The sequence below is a fragment of the Aurantimonas marianensis genome, assembly GCF_024195285.1.
Taxonomy (GTDB): Bacteria; Pseudomonadota; Alphaproteobacteria; order Rhizobiales; family Rhizobiaceae; genus Aurantimonas; species Aurantimonas marianensis.
On sequence record NZ_JALHBS010000032.1, the window covers coordinates 80,132 to 95,323 of the forward strand.

Here is a 15,192-nt window from a genome sequence, read left to right on the forward strand (position 1 = left end):
GCCGTCTGGGAGGACAATTTGCTCGAATTGCAGAACGTCAGCCGCGGCGTCGGCGGTGAAAGACACATCATCGACGTCTCGCTCACTCTCGATCGCGGCTCGCTCAACGTGCTGCTCGGCCCGACGCTAGCCGGCAAGACCAGCCTGATGCGCCTGATGGCCGGACTCGACGCCCCGACCTCCGGTCGCATCCTGATGGACGGCAAGGACGTGACCGGCGTGCCTGTGCGCAAACGCAACGTCGCCATGGTCTACCAGCAATTCATCAACTACCCCTCGCTGACCGTCTACGAGAACATCGCCTCTCCGATGCGCATCGCCGGTCACTCGAAGGCCGGGATCGAGGCGGCGGTCCACAAGGCTGCCGAGTTGATGAAGCTGACGCCGTTTCTCGACCGCACGCCGCTCAATCTTTCCGGCGGTCAGCAGCAGCGCACGGCGCTGGCGCGCGCCCTCGTCAAGAACGCCGAACTTGTTCTGCTCGACGAGCCGCTCGCCAATCTCGATTACAAGCTGCGCGAGGAATTGCGCGAGGAACTGCCGCGAATTTTCGCCGAGACCGGGGCGATCTTCGTCTATGCCACGACCGAGCCGCACGAGGCGCTGCTTCTGGGCGGGCGCACCGCGACGATGTCGAAAGGCCGCGTCACGCAGTTCGGCGAGACCACCGACGTCTATCGCCGCCCGCACGATCTCCTCACCGCGCGAACCTTCTCCGATCCGCCGCTGAACGTGATGGATTTCGAAAAGACCGGCACGCGCTTCGCTTCACCGAACGGCGTCACCTTCGATGCCGCTCCCGCTCTTTCCAACCTTCCGGACGGCGCCTATCGCGGCGGCATCCGGCCGCATCATCTGACGTTCGAAACCGGCGAAGGCGGCTTCGAGGCGAAAGTGGTGCTGACGGAGGTCACCGGCTCGGAAACCTTCGTCCACGCCGATGTCGGCGACGACAGCATCATCGCCCTCGTCCATGGAGTCCGCCGCATCGAACCCGGCGATCCTATCCGCCTGTCCTTCGATCCAACGAAAATCCTGATCTTCGACGAACATGGCAATGCCGCCGCCGCGTCCGCGCGACAAGCGGCTTGAGGAGACGTTCATGGCGCGCATCCGTCTCGACCATATCCGCCACGCCTATTCGCGGGCGCTGGGCGATGCCGGCATCTACGCACTCCGCGAGGTCGACCACGCCTTCGAGGATGGGGGCGCCTATGCGCTGCTCGGCCCCTCCGGCTGCGGCAAGACCACGCTGCTCAACATCATCTCCGGCCTGCTGACGCCATCCGAGGGCCATGTTCATTTCGACGACCGCGACGTCACCGAACTGACGCCCGAGGCACGCAATATCGCCCAGGTGTTCCAGTTCCCGGTCATCTACGACACGATGACGGTGCGCCAGAACCTCGCTTTCCCGCTGAAGAACCGGAAGGTTCCGGCCGCCGAGATCAAGACCCGCGTCGAGGACATGATCCGCCGCATCGGCCTGGAGGCGAAGGCCGACCGAAAGGCACGCGGCCTGACCGCCGACGAGAAGCAGAAGATTTCGCTCGGGCGCGGCCTGGTGCGATCCGACGTCAACGCGATCCTGTTCGACGAGCCGCTGACGGTCATCGATCCGCATATGAAGTGGCAGTTGCGCTCGGAGCTGAAGCAGCTGCACCGCGAGTTCCAGATGACCATGGTCTACGTCACCCACGACCAGACCGAGGCTTTGACCTTCGCCGACAAGGTCGTCGTCATGTATGACGGCGAGGTCGTCCAGATCGGCACGCCGGAAGAACTGTTCGAGCGGCCGAAACACACCTTCGTCGGCTATTTCATCGGCTCGCCCGGCATGAACGTCCTGCCCTGCCGGATGGAGGGCGGCGAGGCGGTCGTCTCCGACACGCGCATCGCCCTTCCCGGCAGCCCGATCGGCTTTCACGCGGGCCAGACGACCGAACTCGGAATCAGGCCGGAATTCGTCGAGATCGTTCGCGGTGGCGACGGCATTCCCGTCAAGATCGAGAAGGTCGAGGATGTCGGCTCGGAACGCATCGTCCGCGCGACGCTGTCGGGCACGCGGCTGAGCGCGATCGTCGCGGAAGGCGCCGACATTCCGGCCGACGCGGCCGTCCGCTTCGCGCCGGACGCGCTCAATCTTTACGCCGATTCCTGGCTGGTCGAGCGGGCTTAGGGAGACCGATCATGGAAAAGACCTGGAACAACAAAGCCTGGTTCATGGTCCTGCCGGTGCTGCTGCTGGTCGCGTTCTCCGCCGTGATCCCGCTGATGACGGTGGTCAATTATTCGGTCCAGGACACCTTCGGCAACAACCAGTTCTTCTGGGCCGGCACAGCCTGGTTCCAGGATATCCTCACCTCCGCCCGTTTCCACGACGCGCTGATCCGCAACCTGATCTTCTCCGCAATCATCCTGGCGATCGAAATCCCGCTGGGCATTCTGGTAGCGCTGTCGATGCCCAGGAGAGGTTTTTGGGTTTCGGTCTGCCTCGTCCTCATGGCGCTGCCGCTGCTGATCCCCTGGAACGTCGTCGGCACCATCTGGCAGGTCTTCGGCCGAACCGACATCGGGCTTCTCGGCTATTCCGTCGCCGCCCTCGGCATCGACTACAATTACGTCCGCGATCCGTTCGACGCCTGGGTCACTGTCATCCTGATGGATGTCTGGCACTGGACCAGTCTTGTCGTGCTGTTGTGCTACGCCGGCCTCGTCTCCATCCCCGACGCCTACTATCAGGCCGCCAAGATCGACGGCGCGTCGCGCTGGGCCGTTTTCCGCTTCATCCAGCTGCCGAAAATGGGTCGGGTGCTTTTGATCGCCGTGCTCTTACGCTTCATGGACAGTTTCATGATCTACACCGAGCCCTTCGTCGTCACCGGCGGCGGTCCGGGCAATTCGACCACTTTCCTGTCGATCGACCTCGTCAAGCTCGCGATCGGCCAGTTCAACCTTGGCGAAGCGGCCGCCATGTCGCTCGTCTACTTCCTGATCATCCTCGCGCTCTCCTGGGTCTTCTACACCGTGATGACCAATGCCGGAGCCGACAAGCCGCTGACGGGAGTGTCCGAATGAGCGATCAAGCCACCGCCGGTCACGAGGCGCATCGCAGCCTGCCGGCCGCAAGCCATTCGGAAACCGCGCTCAGGATCCGGGAGCGCGCGCGGACCAGCCCATTCGGCTGGAAGGCGCTGATCCCGATCGTCTACATCCTTTTCCTGATGCTGCCGATCTACTGGCTCATCAATATGAGCTTCAAGACCAACCGGGAAATCCTGACGAGCGTCACGTTGTTCCCGGCGAACCCGACGCTTGCCAATTACGCGGTGATCTTCACCGACCCGTCCTGGTATTCGGGCTACATCAACTCGATCATCTACGTCGTCTTGAACACGGTGATCTCGGTCGCGGTGGCGCTGCCGGCCGCCTATGCCTTTTCACGCTACCGGTTCCTCGGCGACAAGCACCTGTTTTTCTGGCTGCTGACCAACCGGATGGCGCCGCCGGCGGTGTTCGCCCTGCCGTTCTTCCAGCTTTACTCGGCCTTCGGGCTGATCGACACCCATATCGCGGTGGCGCTTGCCCACACGCTGTTCAACGTGCCGCTCGCCGTCTGGATTCTGGAGGGCTTCATGTCGGGGATCCCGAAGGAGATCGACGAGACCGCCTATATCGACGGCTACTCCTTCCCGCGCTTCTTCTTCAAGATCTTCACGCCCCTGATCGCCAGCGGCATCGGCGTCGCCGCCTTCTTCTGCTTCATGTTCTCATGGGTGGAACTTCTGATCGCGCGCACGCTGACCGTCACCGACGCCAAGCCGATCTCGGCGATCATGACGCGCACCGTTTCGGCCTCCGGCCTCGACTGGGGCGTGCTCGCCGCCGCCGGGGCGCTGACGATCATTCCCGGCGCGATCGTCATCTGGTTCGTGCGCAACTACATCGCCAAGGGCTTCGCCCTGGGGAGGGTTTGATGGATTTCTCATGGATGGCCTGGACCTGGCCGACCGCGATCTTCTTTCTGGTGATCTTCGCCATGATCGCCGGCATGGGCGTGTGGGAATACGCCGTGCCCGGCGGCAGCCCCCGCGTCGGCATCCTGCGCTTCGAGACGACGCGCGGCGACCGTTTGTTCGTCTCGCTGCTCGGTTCGGCCTTCATCTGCCTCGGCTGGCTCTGGGCCACCGATCTGACGCTCTGGTACGCGCTGATCGTCTGCGGCCTCTTTTTCGTTCTCGTCTTTCGCTTCGTCTGACGAGGGAACCGGGCACGTCGCGTCACCGCCGGTCGACGCATGTCAGCCCATCACACGGACCGGCGACTTTCCGGGAGGAAAAGCATGAAACATTATCTCATGGGCACGACGGCGGCTTTGGCGATCGCGCTCGCCGCCAGCCCGGCCTTCGCCGACATGGAAGCGGCCAAGCAATTCCTCGACGCCGAGATCGGCGACCTGTCGACGCTGTCGCGCGAGGAGCAGGAAAAGGAGATGCAGTGGTTCGTCGATGCCGCCCAGCCGTTCCAGGGCATGGACATCAAAGTGGTGTCCGAGACGATCACCACCCATGAGTACGAATCGAAGGTCCTGGCGCCGGCCTTCACCGCGATCACCGGCATTCAGGTCACCCACGACCTGATTGGCGAGGGTGACGTGGTCGAGAAACTGCAGACGCAGATGCAGTCCGGCGAGAACATCTACGACGCCTATATCAACGATTCCGACCTCATCGGCACGCACTGGCGCTACCAGCAGGCGCGCAATCTGACCGACTGGATGGACGGCGAAGGCAAGGACGTCACCTCGCCGACGCTCGACATCGACGACTTCATCGGCAAGTCGTTCACCACCGCCCCCGACGGCAAGCTTTACCAGCTGCCCGACCAACAGTTCGCCAACCTCTACTGGTTCCGCTACGACTGGTTCAACGACGAGAAGAACAAGGCCGACTTCAAGGAGAAGTATGGCTACGAGCTCGGCGTTCCGGTCAACTGGTCGGCCTATGAGGACATCGCCGAGTTCTTCACCGGGCGCGAGGTCGACGGCCAGAAGGTCTATGGCCATATGGACTACGGCAAGAAGGACCCCTCGCTCGGCTGGCGCTTCACCGACGCGTGGCTGTCGATGGCCGGCAATGGCGACAAGGGCATCCCGAACGGCGTGCCGGTCGACGAATGGGGCATCCGCGTCAACGAGCAGAGCCAGCCGACCGGCTCGTGCGTGGCGCGCGGCGGCGACACCAACGGCCCGGCCGCCGTCTATTCGATCGAGAAGTATCTGGAATGGCTGAAGGCCTACGCGCCGCCGGAAGCCCAGGGCATGACCTTCTCCGAATCCGGGCCTGTCCCGGCGCAAGGCCAGATCGCCCAGCAGATCTTCTGGTACACGGCCTTTACCGCCGACATGGTCAAGGATGGGCTGCCCGTCGTCGACGAGGAAGGCAATCCGAAATGGCGCATGGCCCCCTCGCCGCACGGCGTCTACTGGGTCGACGGCATGAAGCTCGGCTATCAGGACGCCGGCTCCTGGACTTTGATGAAGTCGACCCCGGTCGACCGGGCCAAGGCCGCTTGGCTCTATGCCCAATTCGTCACCTCCAAGACCGTCGACGTGAAGAAGAGCCACGAAGGTCTCACCTTCATTCGCGAATCGACCATCCGCGACGACAGCTTCACCGAGCGGGCGCCGAAGCTCGGCGGCCTGATCGAGTTCTATCGCTCGCCGGCGCGCGTGCAGTGGACCCCGACGGGCACCAATGTGCCGGATTATCCGAAACTGGCGCAGCTCTGGTGGCAGGCGATCGGTGACGCGTCGTCCGGCGCCAAGACCGCGCAGGAGGCAATGGATTCGCTCTGCGCCGAGCAAGAGCAGATTCTGGAGCGCCTCGAGCGTGCCGGCATCCAGGGCGACATCGGCCCGAAGCTCAACGAGGAGCATGACCTGGAATATTGGGTCGAGCAGGCCAAGGCGAACGGCAACATTGCGCCGCAGCCGAAGAAGGAGGACGAGAAGGAACAGCCGCAGACCGTCTCCTATGACGAGCTGGTGAAGAGCTGGGCCGACGAGAACGCTTCCGGCGGCGACGCGCCCGCGGCGGAACCGGCCAGCGCGCCGGCTGACGCGGCGAAGCCGGCCGCCCAGTAATCGGCCGATCCATAACGACAAGGAAAGCCGGGCTCGCCCCGGCTTTCTGCTATTCGACCACGACTTGTCGCATCAAGGAGAGACAGCCATGTCCGGATACGTCCTCGCCATCGACCAGGGCACGACGTCGTCGCGCGCCATCGTCTTTGACGACGGCTTTCGCATCGTCGGTGTCGGCCAGGAAGAGTTTCCGCAGCATTTTCCGCGCTCGGGCTGGGTCGAGCACGATCCCGAGGATATCTGGCGCTCGGTCGTGGCGACGGTCCGCACCGCCCTCGCCGACGCCTCGCTCTCGGCCTCCGACATTGCAGCGATAGGCATCACCAATCAGCGCGAGACCGCGCTGATCTGGGACCGCGACACCGGCAAGCCGATTCACAACGCCATCGTCTGGCAGGACCGCCGCACTGCCGATATCTGCCGCAAGCTCGTCGAAGACGGCGCCGAGCCGGAGATCACGGCGAAGACCGGGCTGATCGTCGATCCGTATTTCTCCGGTACCAAGATCGCCTGGATGCTGGACAATGTGGAGGGAGCACGCGCCAAGGCCGAAGCCGGCAAGCTCGCTTTCGGCACCGTCGACAGCTTCCTTCTGTGGCGACTGACCGGCGGCAGGGTTCATGCGACCGATACCACCAATGCCTGCCGCACCATGCTGTTCGACATCGAGGCGAACGCCTGGGACGAGGAGCTGCTCAAGCTGCTGAACATCCCCCGCGCCCTTCTGCCTGAGGTGAAGGACTGCGACAACGAATTCGGTGTGACCGAGGCGTCGCTGTTCGGCGCCGCGATACCGGTCTGCGGCATCGCCGGTGACCAGCACGCAGCGACCCTCGGCCAGGCCTGCTTCGCACCCGGAATGCTGAAATCGACCTACGGCACCGGCTGCTTCGCCGTGCTCAACACCGGCGATACCCGCGTGCCATCCTCCAACCGCCTGCTGACGACGATCGCCTATCGCCTGTCCGGCAAGACCGCCTTCGCCCTCGAAGGCTCGATCTTCATCGCCGGCGCCGCCGTGCAATGGCTGCGCGACGGGCTGGGCGTCGTCGAGCGCGCGGAGCGCAGCGGGCCGATGGCCGCAGCGGCGGACGAGGCCCAGGACGTCTACATGGTGCCGGCCTTTACCGGTCTCGGCGCGCCCTGGTGGGACGCGGAGGCGCGCGGCGCCATCTACGGCCTGACCCGCAACACCGGTCCGAACGAGATCGCCCGCGCCGCGCTCGAGGCCGTCTGCTTCCAGACCGCCGACCTCCTCTCGGCCATGAAGAAGGACTGGACCGGCGCCAGCGACACGATCCTGCGCGTCGACGGCGGCATGGTCGCGTCGGACTGGACGATGCAGCGCCTCGCAGACCTTCTCGACGCGCCGGTCGACCGGCCGGTGGTGCTGGAGACGACGGCGCTCGGCGCCGCCTGGGTCGCCGGGCAGAAGGCGGGCGTGTGGCCGGACATGGCCGGCTTTTCCGAGCGCTGGCGCCTGGAGCGCCGCTTCGAGCCGCGAATGGACGCCGTCACACGCGGGCGCAAGCTTGAAGGCTGGGCCGACGCGGTGGGCCGGACGCTGAGCCGGTAAAGCCGCGCTGGACCGGACGACCCCATCAAGACACTGGACGCGGGGATATCCCGGCATTAGGTTCGGGATATCCCGCTGCGATCGTCTTGGGAGGTCACGCCATGCCCCTTTATGTCAAAGACCGCGAGGTCGGCGAATTGGCCGATCGACTGGCCAGACTAAAGAAGACCAGCAAGACGGAGGCCGTCCGCGATGCATTGCTTTCGGAATTGGCTCGGACTCCGGCGTCACAAGCAGAGGCGGCAGGAGCCGACGCCGAAACCGATGCCTATGTCGAACGGGCACTTCGTCTGGCGCGGGAACTGCGAGAAAAATATCCACCTCAAGGCGAGGGACTCCCGGTAACCAAGGAATGGATCGATAGCCTCTACGAGTGCGACTGATGTTCGTAGACGCATCGGCCTTATGCGCACTGATTCTCGTTGAGCCTGATGCCGGAGAAATCGCAGCGCGGATGCAACCGGCCGACCGCTTGCTGACATCCCCGACGGCGGCCTGGGAGACCGTCGTCTCGTGCTCACGCCGGTTCGGCTGGGAGCCGGTGACCGCTATGGCAGCTGTTCTGAGCTATATGGCGGATATGCGCATCACCGTCCTCCCCGTTCCGCCGGAGGCCACCGCCCTCGCTGTCGAAGCCTATGACCGGTATGGGAAGGGCCGCCATCCCGCCGCGCTCAATTTCGGCGATTGCTTCGCCTATGCCTGCGCCCGGCACTACGGCGTTCCGCTGCTCTACAAGGGCGCCGATTTCGCCAAGACCGATATCGAGGCGGGCTGAGGCGGCAGCCAGATGCCCGCCGGGAGCCGTTGCGATGGATTGCTTGTGCGCCTGCCGAACATTGACCTTTTTCGCCCGATGGGGTCAGAGAAAGCCGTCGCGCCGCCCGCAGCAAGATGTCCGCACCCAAAGCAAAGGCACCCGTTTGATGGCTACCAAAGACGTCGTCTACATCGCCCTCTTCGCCGCCCTGATGGCTGTGCTCGCGGTGTTCCCGCCGCTGACGATCCCCGCGCTCGGCGTGCCGATCACCGCGCAATCGATGGGCGTCATGCTAGCCGGCGGCATCCTCGGCGCCAGGCGCGGGGCGCTGGCGATGGTTCTCTTCCTCGTGCTGGTGGCTGTCGGCCTGCCACTCCTGTCGGGCGGGCGCGGCGGCATCGGCGTCTTCGCCGGCCCGACCGCCGGCTTCCTGTTCGGCTGGGTCGTCGCCGCCTATGTCATCGGCTGGCTGACCGAGCGTTTCTGGACCGGCCTCGGCTTTGTCGGTGCCTTCCTGATCTCGGTTTTCGGCGGCATTGTCGTGCTTTACGCGGTCGGCATCCCGGTCGTCGCGGCAGTCGCCGACATTCCGCTCTGGACCGCGCTTGCCGGCTCCGCCGCGTTCATTCCCGGTGATCTGGTCAAGGCGGGGATCGCCGCTGCGGTGATCGCGACCGTCAAGCGATCCTACCCGCTGATCCCGGCGCGCGCCCGCGCGGGCCGGGCCTGACGGCAGCCCCGCAATCGATGATCGAACTCGCCGGCGTTTCGCTCGAGCGCTCCGGGCGCCGGATTCTGACCGATCTCGACCTAAAGCTCACGGAACGGCGGATCGCGATCATCGGCGCCAACGGGTCCGGCAAGAGCACTTTCGCGCGCCTGCTCAACGGGCTGATCCTGCCGACCGCCGGGCAAGTCGCCGTCGACGGGCTCGACACCCGGACGAAGGGCCGCGTGGTGCGCCGCCAGGTGGGCTTCGTCTTTCAGAACCCGGACAATCAGATCGTCTACCCGACCGTCGGCGAAGATCTCGCCTTCGGGCTCAAGGGCCGCGGCGTCGCGGCCACCGACATTCCCGGCAAAGTGGAACGAACGCTCGACCGCTTCGGCCTGAACGGCTTTGGCGACCGGCTCGTCTACGAACTCAGCGGCGGCGAGCGCCAGATGGTGGCGCTCGCCGGCGTCATGATTCTGGAGCCCGCCTGGCTCGTTCTCGACGAGCCGACGACTCTCCTCGACCGGCGCAACACGCGTCGCGTCATGTACACGGTGGCGGCGCTGGACCAGCACGTCGTTCTCGTCACCCATGATCTCGACCTTCTCGCCGGTTTCGACCGCGTGCTGGTCTTCGACGAGGGCCGGCTTGTCGCCGACGCCCCACCGGCGGGCGCGATCGCCGCCTATCTGGAGATCGTCGGGTGATTGCCGGTCTCTACCGGCCCGGTTCGAGCCCCGTCCACCGCCTTCGCGCCTCGGCAAAGCTCATCGCCCTGCTCGCCTTGGGAACCGTCCTCTTCGCATTCGACGAGCTGTGGCTCGCGGCAACGGCGCTCGTGACGGTCCTTGCCGGCTACGCGCAGGCCCGCGTTCCGGCCGATGTCACCTTTGCGCAGCTCCGCCCGGTTCTGTGGGTTCTCGCCATCCTCTTCGCGGCGCAGCTCTGGCTGGTCGACCTCTCCGCGGCGCTGCTTCTCGTCCTGCGTTTCGCGGCCCTGATCCTCGCCGCCTCCCTGGTCACGCTGACCACACGCACGGCCGACCTCGTCGCGGTCATCGAACGGGCGCTCAGCCCCCTCGCCCGCTTCGGCTTCGATGTCGGCAAGGTGAGCCTGGCGATATCCTTGGCGATCCGCTTCATCCCGGCGGTCGGAGCGATCGTCGAGGAAGTCCGTGAGGCGCAGCGGGCACGTGGACAGGACCGCTCGATCGTCGCCCTCGCCGTCCCGGTGATCGTGCGGTTGCTGAAAATGGCCGACGAGATAGCCGAGGCGATCGACGCGCGTTCCTGACACGACGCCATGCCCAGCAAGGGGCTCGACGAAATGAACCGGATCGATGTGACAATCGTCGCCTTGACCGCGAGGATGCCTCCACCGTTGCGATCCAGGCAGGTGACCGTCGACGAAAAGACCGCGAACCGCCTGCGGAAGCGCTTGATGACGGTTCGGTCGGCACGGCCGACGACGGCGCTGATGGTCATCCGACGATACCGACGTGAACTGAGGCACCATCCCCCCTTCCGCTTGACCTCCTCTCCCGCCCATCCGACTCTCGCGACCATGAGCACGATTCGATCCGTCTGCGTCTATTGCGGTTCCTCGGCGGGCCGCGATCCGCTCTATATCCACAGCGGGCGAAAGCTCGGCGAGGCGCTCGGCGAGGCCGGCATGCGGCTGGTCTACGGCGGTGGCACGCGCGGCATCATGGGCGCCGTTTCCGACGGCGTCATCGCGGCGGGTGGCGGCGTCACCGGCATCATCCCGCGCTTCCTCATCGACATGGAAGCGACCGAACGCGAGTTGAAGCGGCTGGACGAGTTGATCGTCACCGAGGACATGCACGAGCGCAAGCATCTGATGTTCCAGCGCTCGGACGCATTCGTCGCGCTTCCCGGCGGCATCGGCACATTGGAGGAACTGGTCGAGATCCTCACCTGGAGCCAGCTCGGCCGGCACGAGAAACCGATCGTCATCGCCAATATCGGCGGCTTCTGGGATCCGTTGTCGCGGCTGCTCGATCATATGAGCGAGGAAGGCTTCCTGCACCGCGCCCATCAGGTGCGGCCGATCATCATCGACAATGTCGCCGATATCGTGCCGCATCTTCTCACAACGACATCGGCGAACGGCGACGAAGGCCGGCTGGAGATCATCGAGCGGCTTTGAGCTTCGGGCTCTTGTGGCGGTTGCGAACGCCGGGCTCCGTCCTAGATGCGGGAAGACGCGGCCATGCCGCTTTTCCCTTTGCATCACAAGGATCCGTCCGCCCATGGCCGAGAAGCGCTCGACCCCGAAAATCGAAGTCCGCATCGCCGAAAAGAGCGATGTCGCCGCGATCATCGCCCTATCCGGCAGAGTGTTCAAGGATGAGAAGCCTTACACGCGCGGCATGATCCTCGGACAGTTGTCGGCCTTTCCCGAAGGCCAGTTCATCGTCGTCTACGAGGGCGACGTCGTCGGCTATGCGGCGACCATGATCCTGCCTGAGGAAAGAGCGCTCAAACAGCACACCTGGGTAGAGGTAACCGGCGGCGGCTATGCGGCGATGCATGACCGCAAGGGCGAGTGGCTCTACGGCACGGAGATCTGCGTCGATCCCGATCGCCGTCGGCTGCGCATCGGCAAGCGGCTGTACGACGCGCGCCGACGCCTGTGCCAGGACCTCGACCTGAAGGGCATCGCTTTCGGGGGTCGCATGCCCGGCTATCAGCGCAACAGGAAGAAATACGACACGCCCGAGGCCTACATTGAGGCCGTCAAGACCAATGAGGCCAAGGATCCGGTTGCGTCCTTCCATCTCAGTGCCGGCTTTGAGCCCGAACGGCTGCTGAAGAACTACTATCCCAGCGACACCGCATCGGGCGGCTACGGTGTGCTGATGGTCTGGCGCAATCCCTATTACGATCCCGCCCGCGAGGACCAACCGGTCGATCGGTCCAATCCTGACATTGTTCGCATCGTCACGGTACAGATGCAGGCCCGACAGATTTCCAAGCCGCAGGATTTCTACGACGCGGTCGAGTATTTCATCGAAGTCGCGTCCGAGTATGGCGGCGATTTCGTCGTGTTTCCCGAGCTCTTCACGCTGATGCTCCTGTCCTGCGAGACGGAGGAATTGAAGCCGGAGGCGGCGATCCAGCGCCTGACCGAGCACACGCCGGATTTCGTTCAGCGCCTGACCGATATGGCCATCCGGCGCAATATCAACATCATCGGCGGCAGCCACGCCACCAAGACCGACGACGACGAAATTCAGAACGTCGCCTATATCTTCCTTCGCGACGGCTCGGTGCATGAGCGCGAGAAAATCCACCCGACTCCCAACGAGCGCCAGTATTGGCAGATCATGGGCGGCGACAGCGTCGAGACGATCGAGACCGACTGCGGCCCGATCGGCGTGATGATCTGCTACGATTCGGAATTCCCGGAAGTAGCCCGGCGGCTTACCGACCAGGGCGCGCGCATCCTGTTCGTGCCGTTCAACACCGACACGCGCCACGGCTATCTGCGGGTGCGCTATTGCTGTCAGGCGCGGGCGGTCGAGAACCAGTGCTACGTGGTGACCTCCGGCATGACGGGCAATCTCGGCAATGTCGACAATCTCGACATCGAATATGCCCAGTCCGGCATCTTCACGCCCTGCGACTTTCCTTTCGCGCGCGACGGCATTGCCGCGGAGGCCTCGGAAAATGTCGAGATGGTGACCGTCGCCGATCTCAATCTGGCGACGCTCAACTGGGCCCGCTACGAGGGCTCGGTTCGCAACCTGCGCGACCGGCGGCTCGATCTCTACAAGACCCGTTGGGCCGACGGCGGCTGAGACGGAGCGCGCCCGGCGCCCGCTCAGACACCCTGTGGCCGCAGTCTGCGCCGCGCTTCCCGACCCTTCTGGACCAGCGCCCAGGTGTAGATTGCCAGCGCCGCCCAGATGAAGCCGAAGGCGACGAACTGCCAGGCGTTGAACGGTTCGCCGAAAATGAAGACGGCGGTGAGGAAGATCAGCGTCGGCGCCACATATTGCAGGATGCCGATGGTCGAGTAGTGCAGCAGCCGGGCGCCGGCGGCGAACAGGATCAGCGGTATGGCGGTGATCGGCCCGGTGCCGACCAGCAGCGCCGCGACGGACGCGCTCGTGAAGAAGTGGTTCTCGCCCGCCAAGGCGAAGATGATTGCAAGCGCCGGCGGCGCTAGGATCATCACTTCGAGGAAGAAGCCCTCGGTCGCGCCGACCGGCACCATCTTGCGCAGCAGCCCATAAGTGCCGAAGGAAAAGGCCAGCGTCAGCGATATCCATGGAAGCCCCCCGGCCCGTACGGTCAGGATCAGGACGGCGATGACCGCCAGCCCGAGCGCGAAGGACTGCGGCCGGTTCGGACGCTCGCCGAGGACGATCGCTCCGAGGAGAACGTTGACCAACGGGTTGATGTAATAGCCGAGCGCCGCCTCGACCGTGCGGTCGGTCACGATCGCGTAGATATAGACGCCCCAGTTGATCGAGATGATCGTCGCCGTCAGCGCCGCCAGCGCCAGCGTCCGCCATTCCCTGAAGTGCCGCCAGACTCTACCGAGGCCGCCTTGCCACCACAGGATCAAAGCCGCGCAGGGAATCGCCCACAGCACGCGATGCGCGAGAATTTCAAGCGGCGGGACAACGTCCAGGACCTTCATGTAGACCGGCATCACCAGTCCCCAGATGGCAAAGGCCCCAAGGGCGTAGGCAAAGCCCTTGTTCGGTCCGGCGGCGCCCGCTGACATGATCACGCTCGATGAAAGGGTTGGATGATCGCGGGTCTATCAGACAGCGGGCGCGACGACACCCGCTTTTCGTTGATGAGACCAATCCGTTTTGGTGATGCGCCAGTATCGAATGCGGCCATCGGACGAAGTCTAAGGCGCGCGCGCGAAGCGGTCGGTGGCCTCCAGCAATTCATGCAGGATGCCCGGTTCGGCGAAGGCGTGGCCGGCCCCCTCCACCATCCGATAGTCCGCTTTCGGCCAGGCCTGGGCAAGCTGCCAGCTGGTGACCGCCGGCGTGATCACGTCGTAGCGGCCCTGGACGATGACGCCGGGAATCTCCGCCAGACGGTGTGCGTCGCGGATCAGCTGTCCCTCCTTCAGCCACAGATCATGGTAGAAATAGTGGTTCTCGATCCGGGCGAAGGCGATCGTGGCATCGGACACCGCCCCGCCGTTGCCGTGTTCGCTCGTCCGAGCCTGCCGCAGCATGACCGTTGCCGACTCCCAGTTCGTCCACGCACGCGCCGCCGCGGCACGGACGGCGCGATCGGCGTGGGTGAGCCGCTGGCGATAGGCGGCGACGATGTCGTCCTGCTCGGCCGCGGGAATCTGCCCGACCAGATCCTCCCAGCGATCGGGAAACAGCCGGTTGGCGCCGCGCTCGTAGAACCAGTCGAGTTCGGAGCGCCGGCCGGTGAAGACGCCGCGCAGGATCATGCCGGCCACCCGTTCGGGATGGGTTTCCGCGTAAGCCAGCGCCAGGGTCGCGCCCCAGGAGCCGCCGAACAGGAGCCAGCGTTTCACGCCGAGCAGGGCGCGCAGACGCTCCATATCGGCGACGAGGTGCCAGGTGGTGTTTTCGTCCAGACGGCCGAGCGGCGTGGAGCGGCCGCAGCCGCGCTGGTCGAACAGGAGTATGCGATAGCGCGCCGGATCGAACAGCCGGCGGTGCTGGGACGAGGCGCCGCTTCCGGGCCCGCCATGCAGGAAGACGACGGGGAGTCCTTGCGGATTGCCGCAGAGCTCATAATAGAGCTGATGCCCGTCGCCCACGTCGAGACGACCGGTCTTGTAGGGCTCGATGCCGGGAAAGGGTTTGCGAAGCGGGGCTGTCATCGCGGATGATTTATAGCGCCGCGCGCCCCGAGGGACAGGCCGGCGCACGAGTTCGCTGCAGTTGTCCAGCGACATTCGGAACTGACCCCTCGGCGACATGAGGAACTGACCCCCTATTGGTTTGCGCCTTTCAGGCGTT

Annotated in this window: 16 protein-coding genes; 14 read left to right on the top strand and 2 right to left on the bottom strand. The window is 64.8% G+C overall.

The genetic code is table 11. From position 1 onward, the window contains the following. The first annotated feature begins 18 nt into the window (after positions 1-18). The 14 genes from MJ956_RS06010 to MJ956_RS06075 all read left to right on the top strand — a co-directional run bounded on the left by MJ956_RS06010 (position 19) and on the right by MJ956_RS06075 (position 13,020). Complete coding sequence (locus MJ956_RS06010) at positions 19-1,092, top strand: ABC transporter ATP-binding protein (RefSeq protein WP_253963567.1); 1,074 nt, start codon at positions 19-21, stop codon at positions 1,090-1,092. A 10-nt stretch (positions 1,093-1,102) separates the two neighbouring features. Continuing rightward, on the top strand, positions 1,103-2,179 hold the full coding sequence (locus MJ956_RS06015) for an ABC transporter ATP-binding protein (RefSeq protein WP_253963568.1): 1,077 nt from the start codon (positions 1,103-1,105) through the stop codon (positions 2,177-2,179). Between the two features lie 11 nt (positions 2,180-2,190). Continuing rightward, positions 2,191-3,078, top strand: coding sequence for a carbohydrate ABC transporter permease (locus tag MJ956_RS06020; protein ID WP_253963569.1), 888 nt, complete (start codon positions 2,191-2,193; stop codon positions 3,076-3,078). After that, positions 3,075-3,977 (top strand): carbohydrate ABC transporter permease, encoded by a 903-nt coding sequence (locus tag MJ956_RS06025; RefSeq protein ID WP_253963570.1) that lies wholly within the window; start codon positions 3,075-3,077, stop codon positions 3,975-3,977. The genes MJ956_RS06020 and MJ956_RS06025 overlap by 4 nt, the downstream gene beginning before the upstream one ends. Further along, a complete protein-coding gene (locus tag MJ956_RS06030; protein ID WP_253963571.1) occupies positions 3,977-4,258 on the top strand; it encodes a DUF2160 domain-containing protein in 282 nt (93 codons plus the stop codon). The genes MJ956_RS06025 and MJ956_RS06030 overlap by 1 nt, the downstream gene beginning before the upstream one ends. An 84-nt stretch (positions 4,259-4,342) precedes the next feature. Further along, positions 4,343-6,145, top strand: coding sequence for an ABC transporter substrate-binding protein (locus tag MJ956_RS06035; RefSeq protein ID WP_253963572.1), 1,803 nt, complete (start codon positions 4,343-4,345; stop codon positions 6,143-6,145). Between the two features lie 88 nt (positions 6,146-6,233). Beyond that, positions 6,234-7,721, top strand: a complete 1,488-nt coding sequence (gene glpK, locus MJ956_RS06040; RefSeq protein ID WP_253963573.1) for a glycerol kinase GlpK — start codon at positions 6,234-6,236, stop codon at positions 7,719-7,721. A 101-nt stretch (positions 7,722-7,822) separates the two neighbouring features. Then, positions 7,823-8,104 (top strand): type II toxin-antitoxin system VapB family antitoxin, encoded by a 282-nt coding sequence (locus tag MJ956_RS06045; RefSeq protein ID WP_253963574.1) that lies wholly within the window; start codon positions 7,823-7,825, stop codon positions 8,102-8,104. After that, positions 8,104-8,499: a type II toxin-antitoxin system VapC family toxin gene (locus MJ956_RS06050; protein WP_253963575.1), complete on the top strand. Its 396-nt coding sequence runs from the start codon at positions 8,104-8,106 to the stop codon at positions 8,497-8,499. Before MJ956_RS06045 ends, MJ956_RS06050 begins: the two co-directional genes overlap by 1 nt. A gap of 148 nt (positions 8,500-8,647) precedes the next feature. Next, complete coding sequence (locus tag MJ956_RS06055) at positions 8,648-9,211, top strand: biotin transporter BioY (RefSeq protein ID WP_253963576.1); 564 nt, start codon at positions 8,648-8,650, stop codon at positions 9,209-9,211. Positions 9,212-9,228: 17 nt separating this feature from the next. Next, a complete protein-coding gene (locus MJ956_RS06060; protein WP_253963577.1) occupies positions 9,229-9,903 on the top strand; it encodes an energy-coupling factor ABC transporter ATP-binding protein in 675 nt (224 codons plus the stop codon). Beyond that, entirely contained in the window at positions 9,900-10,490 is a 591-nt protein-coding gene (locus tag MJ956_RS06065; RefSeq protein WP_253963578.1) for an energy-coupling factor transporter transmembrane component T family protein, read from the top strand. Before MJ956_RS06060 ends, MJ956_RS06065 begins: the two co-directional genes overlap by 4 nt. A 270-nt stretch (positions 10,491-10,760) precedes the next feature. Next, positions 10,761-11,366, top strand: coding sequence for an LOG family protein (locus MJ956_RS06070; protein ID WP_253963579.1), 606 nt, complete (start codon positions 10,761-10,763; stop codon positions 11,364-11,366). Between the two features lie 103 nt (positions 11,367-11,469). Further along, entirely contained in the window at positions 11,470-13,020 is a 1,551-nt protein-coding gene (locus MJ956_RS06075; protein ID WP_253963580.1) for a carbon-nitrogen hydrolase family protein, read from the top strand. 23 nt (positions 13,021-13,043) lie between these two features. Here the strand turns inward: MJ956_RS06075 and rarD are convergent, their stop codons facing one another. Continuing rightward, positions 13,044-13,955: an EamA family transporter RarD gene (gene rarD / locus MJ956_RS06080; protein ID WP_253963581.1), complete on the bottom strand. Its 912-nt coding sequence runs from the start codon at positions 13,953-13,955 to the stop codon at positions 13,044-13,046. A gap of 132 nt (positions 13,956-14,087) precedes the next feature. Beyond that, on the bottom strand, positions 14,088-15,053 hold the full coding sequence (gene pip / locus MJ956_RS06085) for a prolyl aminopeptidase (RefSeq protein ID WP_253963582.1): 966 nt from the start codon (positions 15,051-15,053) through the stop codon (positions 14,088-14,090). Between the last annotated feature and the right edge of the window lie 139 nt (positions 15,054-15,192).

Coding starts and splice junctions, on each gene's coding strand:
- MJ956_RS06030 (WP_253963571.1), top strand. CDS start 3,977: ATGGATTTCTCATGGATGGCCTGGACCTGGCCGACCGCGATCTTCTTT.
- MJ956_RS06045 (WP_253963574.1), top strand. CDS start 7,823: ATGCCCCTTTATGTCAAAGACCGCGAGGTCGGCGAATTGGCCGATCGA.
- MJ956_RS06035 (WP_253963572.1), top strand. CDS start 4,343: ATGAAACATTATCTCATGGGCACGACGGCGGCTTTGGCGATCGCGCTC.
- MJ956_RS06050 (WP_253963575.1), top strand. CDS start 8,104: ATGTTCGTAGACGCATCGGCCTTATGCGCACTGATTCTCGTTGAGCCT.
- MJ956_RS06060 (WP_253963577.1), top strand. CDS start 9,229: ATGATCGAACTCGCCGGCGTTTCGCTCGAGCGCTCCGGGCGCCGGATT.
- pip (WP_253963582.1), bottom strand. CDS start 15,053: ATGACAGCCCCGCTTCGCAAACCCTTTCCCGGCATCGAGCCCTACAAG.
- MJ956_RS06070 (WP_253963579.1), top strand. CDS start 10,761: ATGAGCACGATTCGATCCGTCTGCGTCTATTGCGGTTCCTCGGCGGGC.
- MJ956_RS06025 (WP_253963570.1), top strand. CDS start 3,075: ATGAGCGATCAAGCCACCGCCGGTCACGAGGCGCATCGCAGCCTGCCG.
- MJ956_RS06015 (WP_253963568.1), top strand. CDS start 1,103: ATGGCGCGCATCCGTCTCGACCATATCCGCCACGCCTATTCGCGGGCG.
- MJ956_RS06020 (WP_253963569.1), top strand. CDS start 2,191: ATGGAAAAGACCTGGAACAACAAAGCCTGGTTCATGGTCCTGCCGGTG.
- MJ956_RS06055 (WP_253963576.1), top strand. CDS start 8,648: ATGGCTACCAAAGACGTCGTCTACATCGCCCTCTTCGCCGCCCTGATG.
- rarD (WP_253963581.1), bottom strand. CDS start 13,955: ATGTCAGCGGGCGCCGCCGGACCGAACAAGGGCTTTGCCTACGCCCTT.
- glpK (WP_253963573.1), top strand. CDS start 6,234: ATGTCCGGATACGTCCTCGCCATCGACCAGGGCACGACGTCGTCGCGC.
- MJ956_RS06075 (WP_253963580.1), top strand. CDS start 11,470: ATGGCCGAGAAGCGCTCGACCCCGAAAATCGAAGTCCGCATCGCCGAA.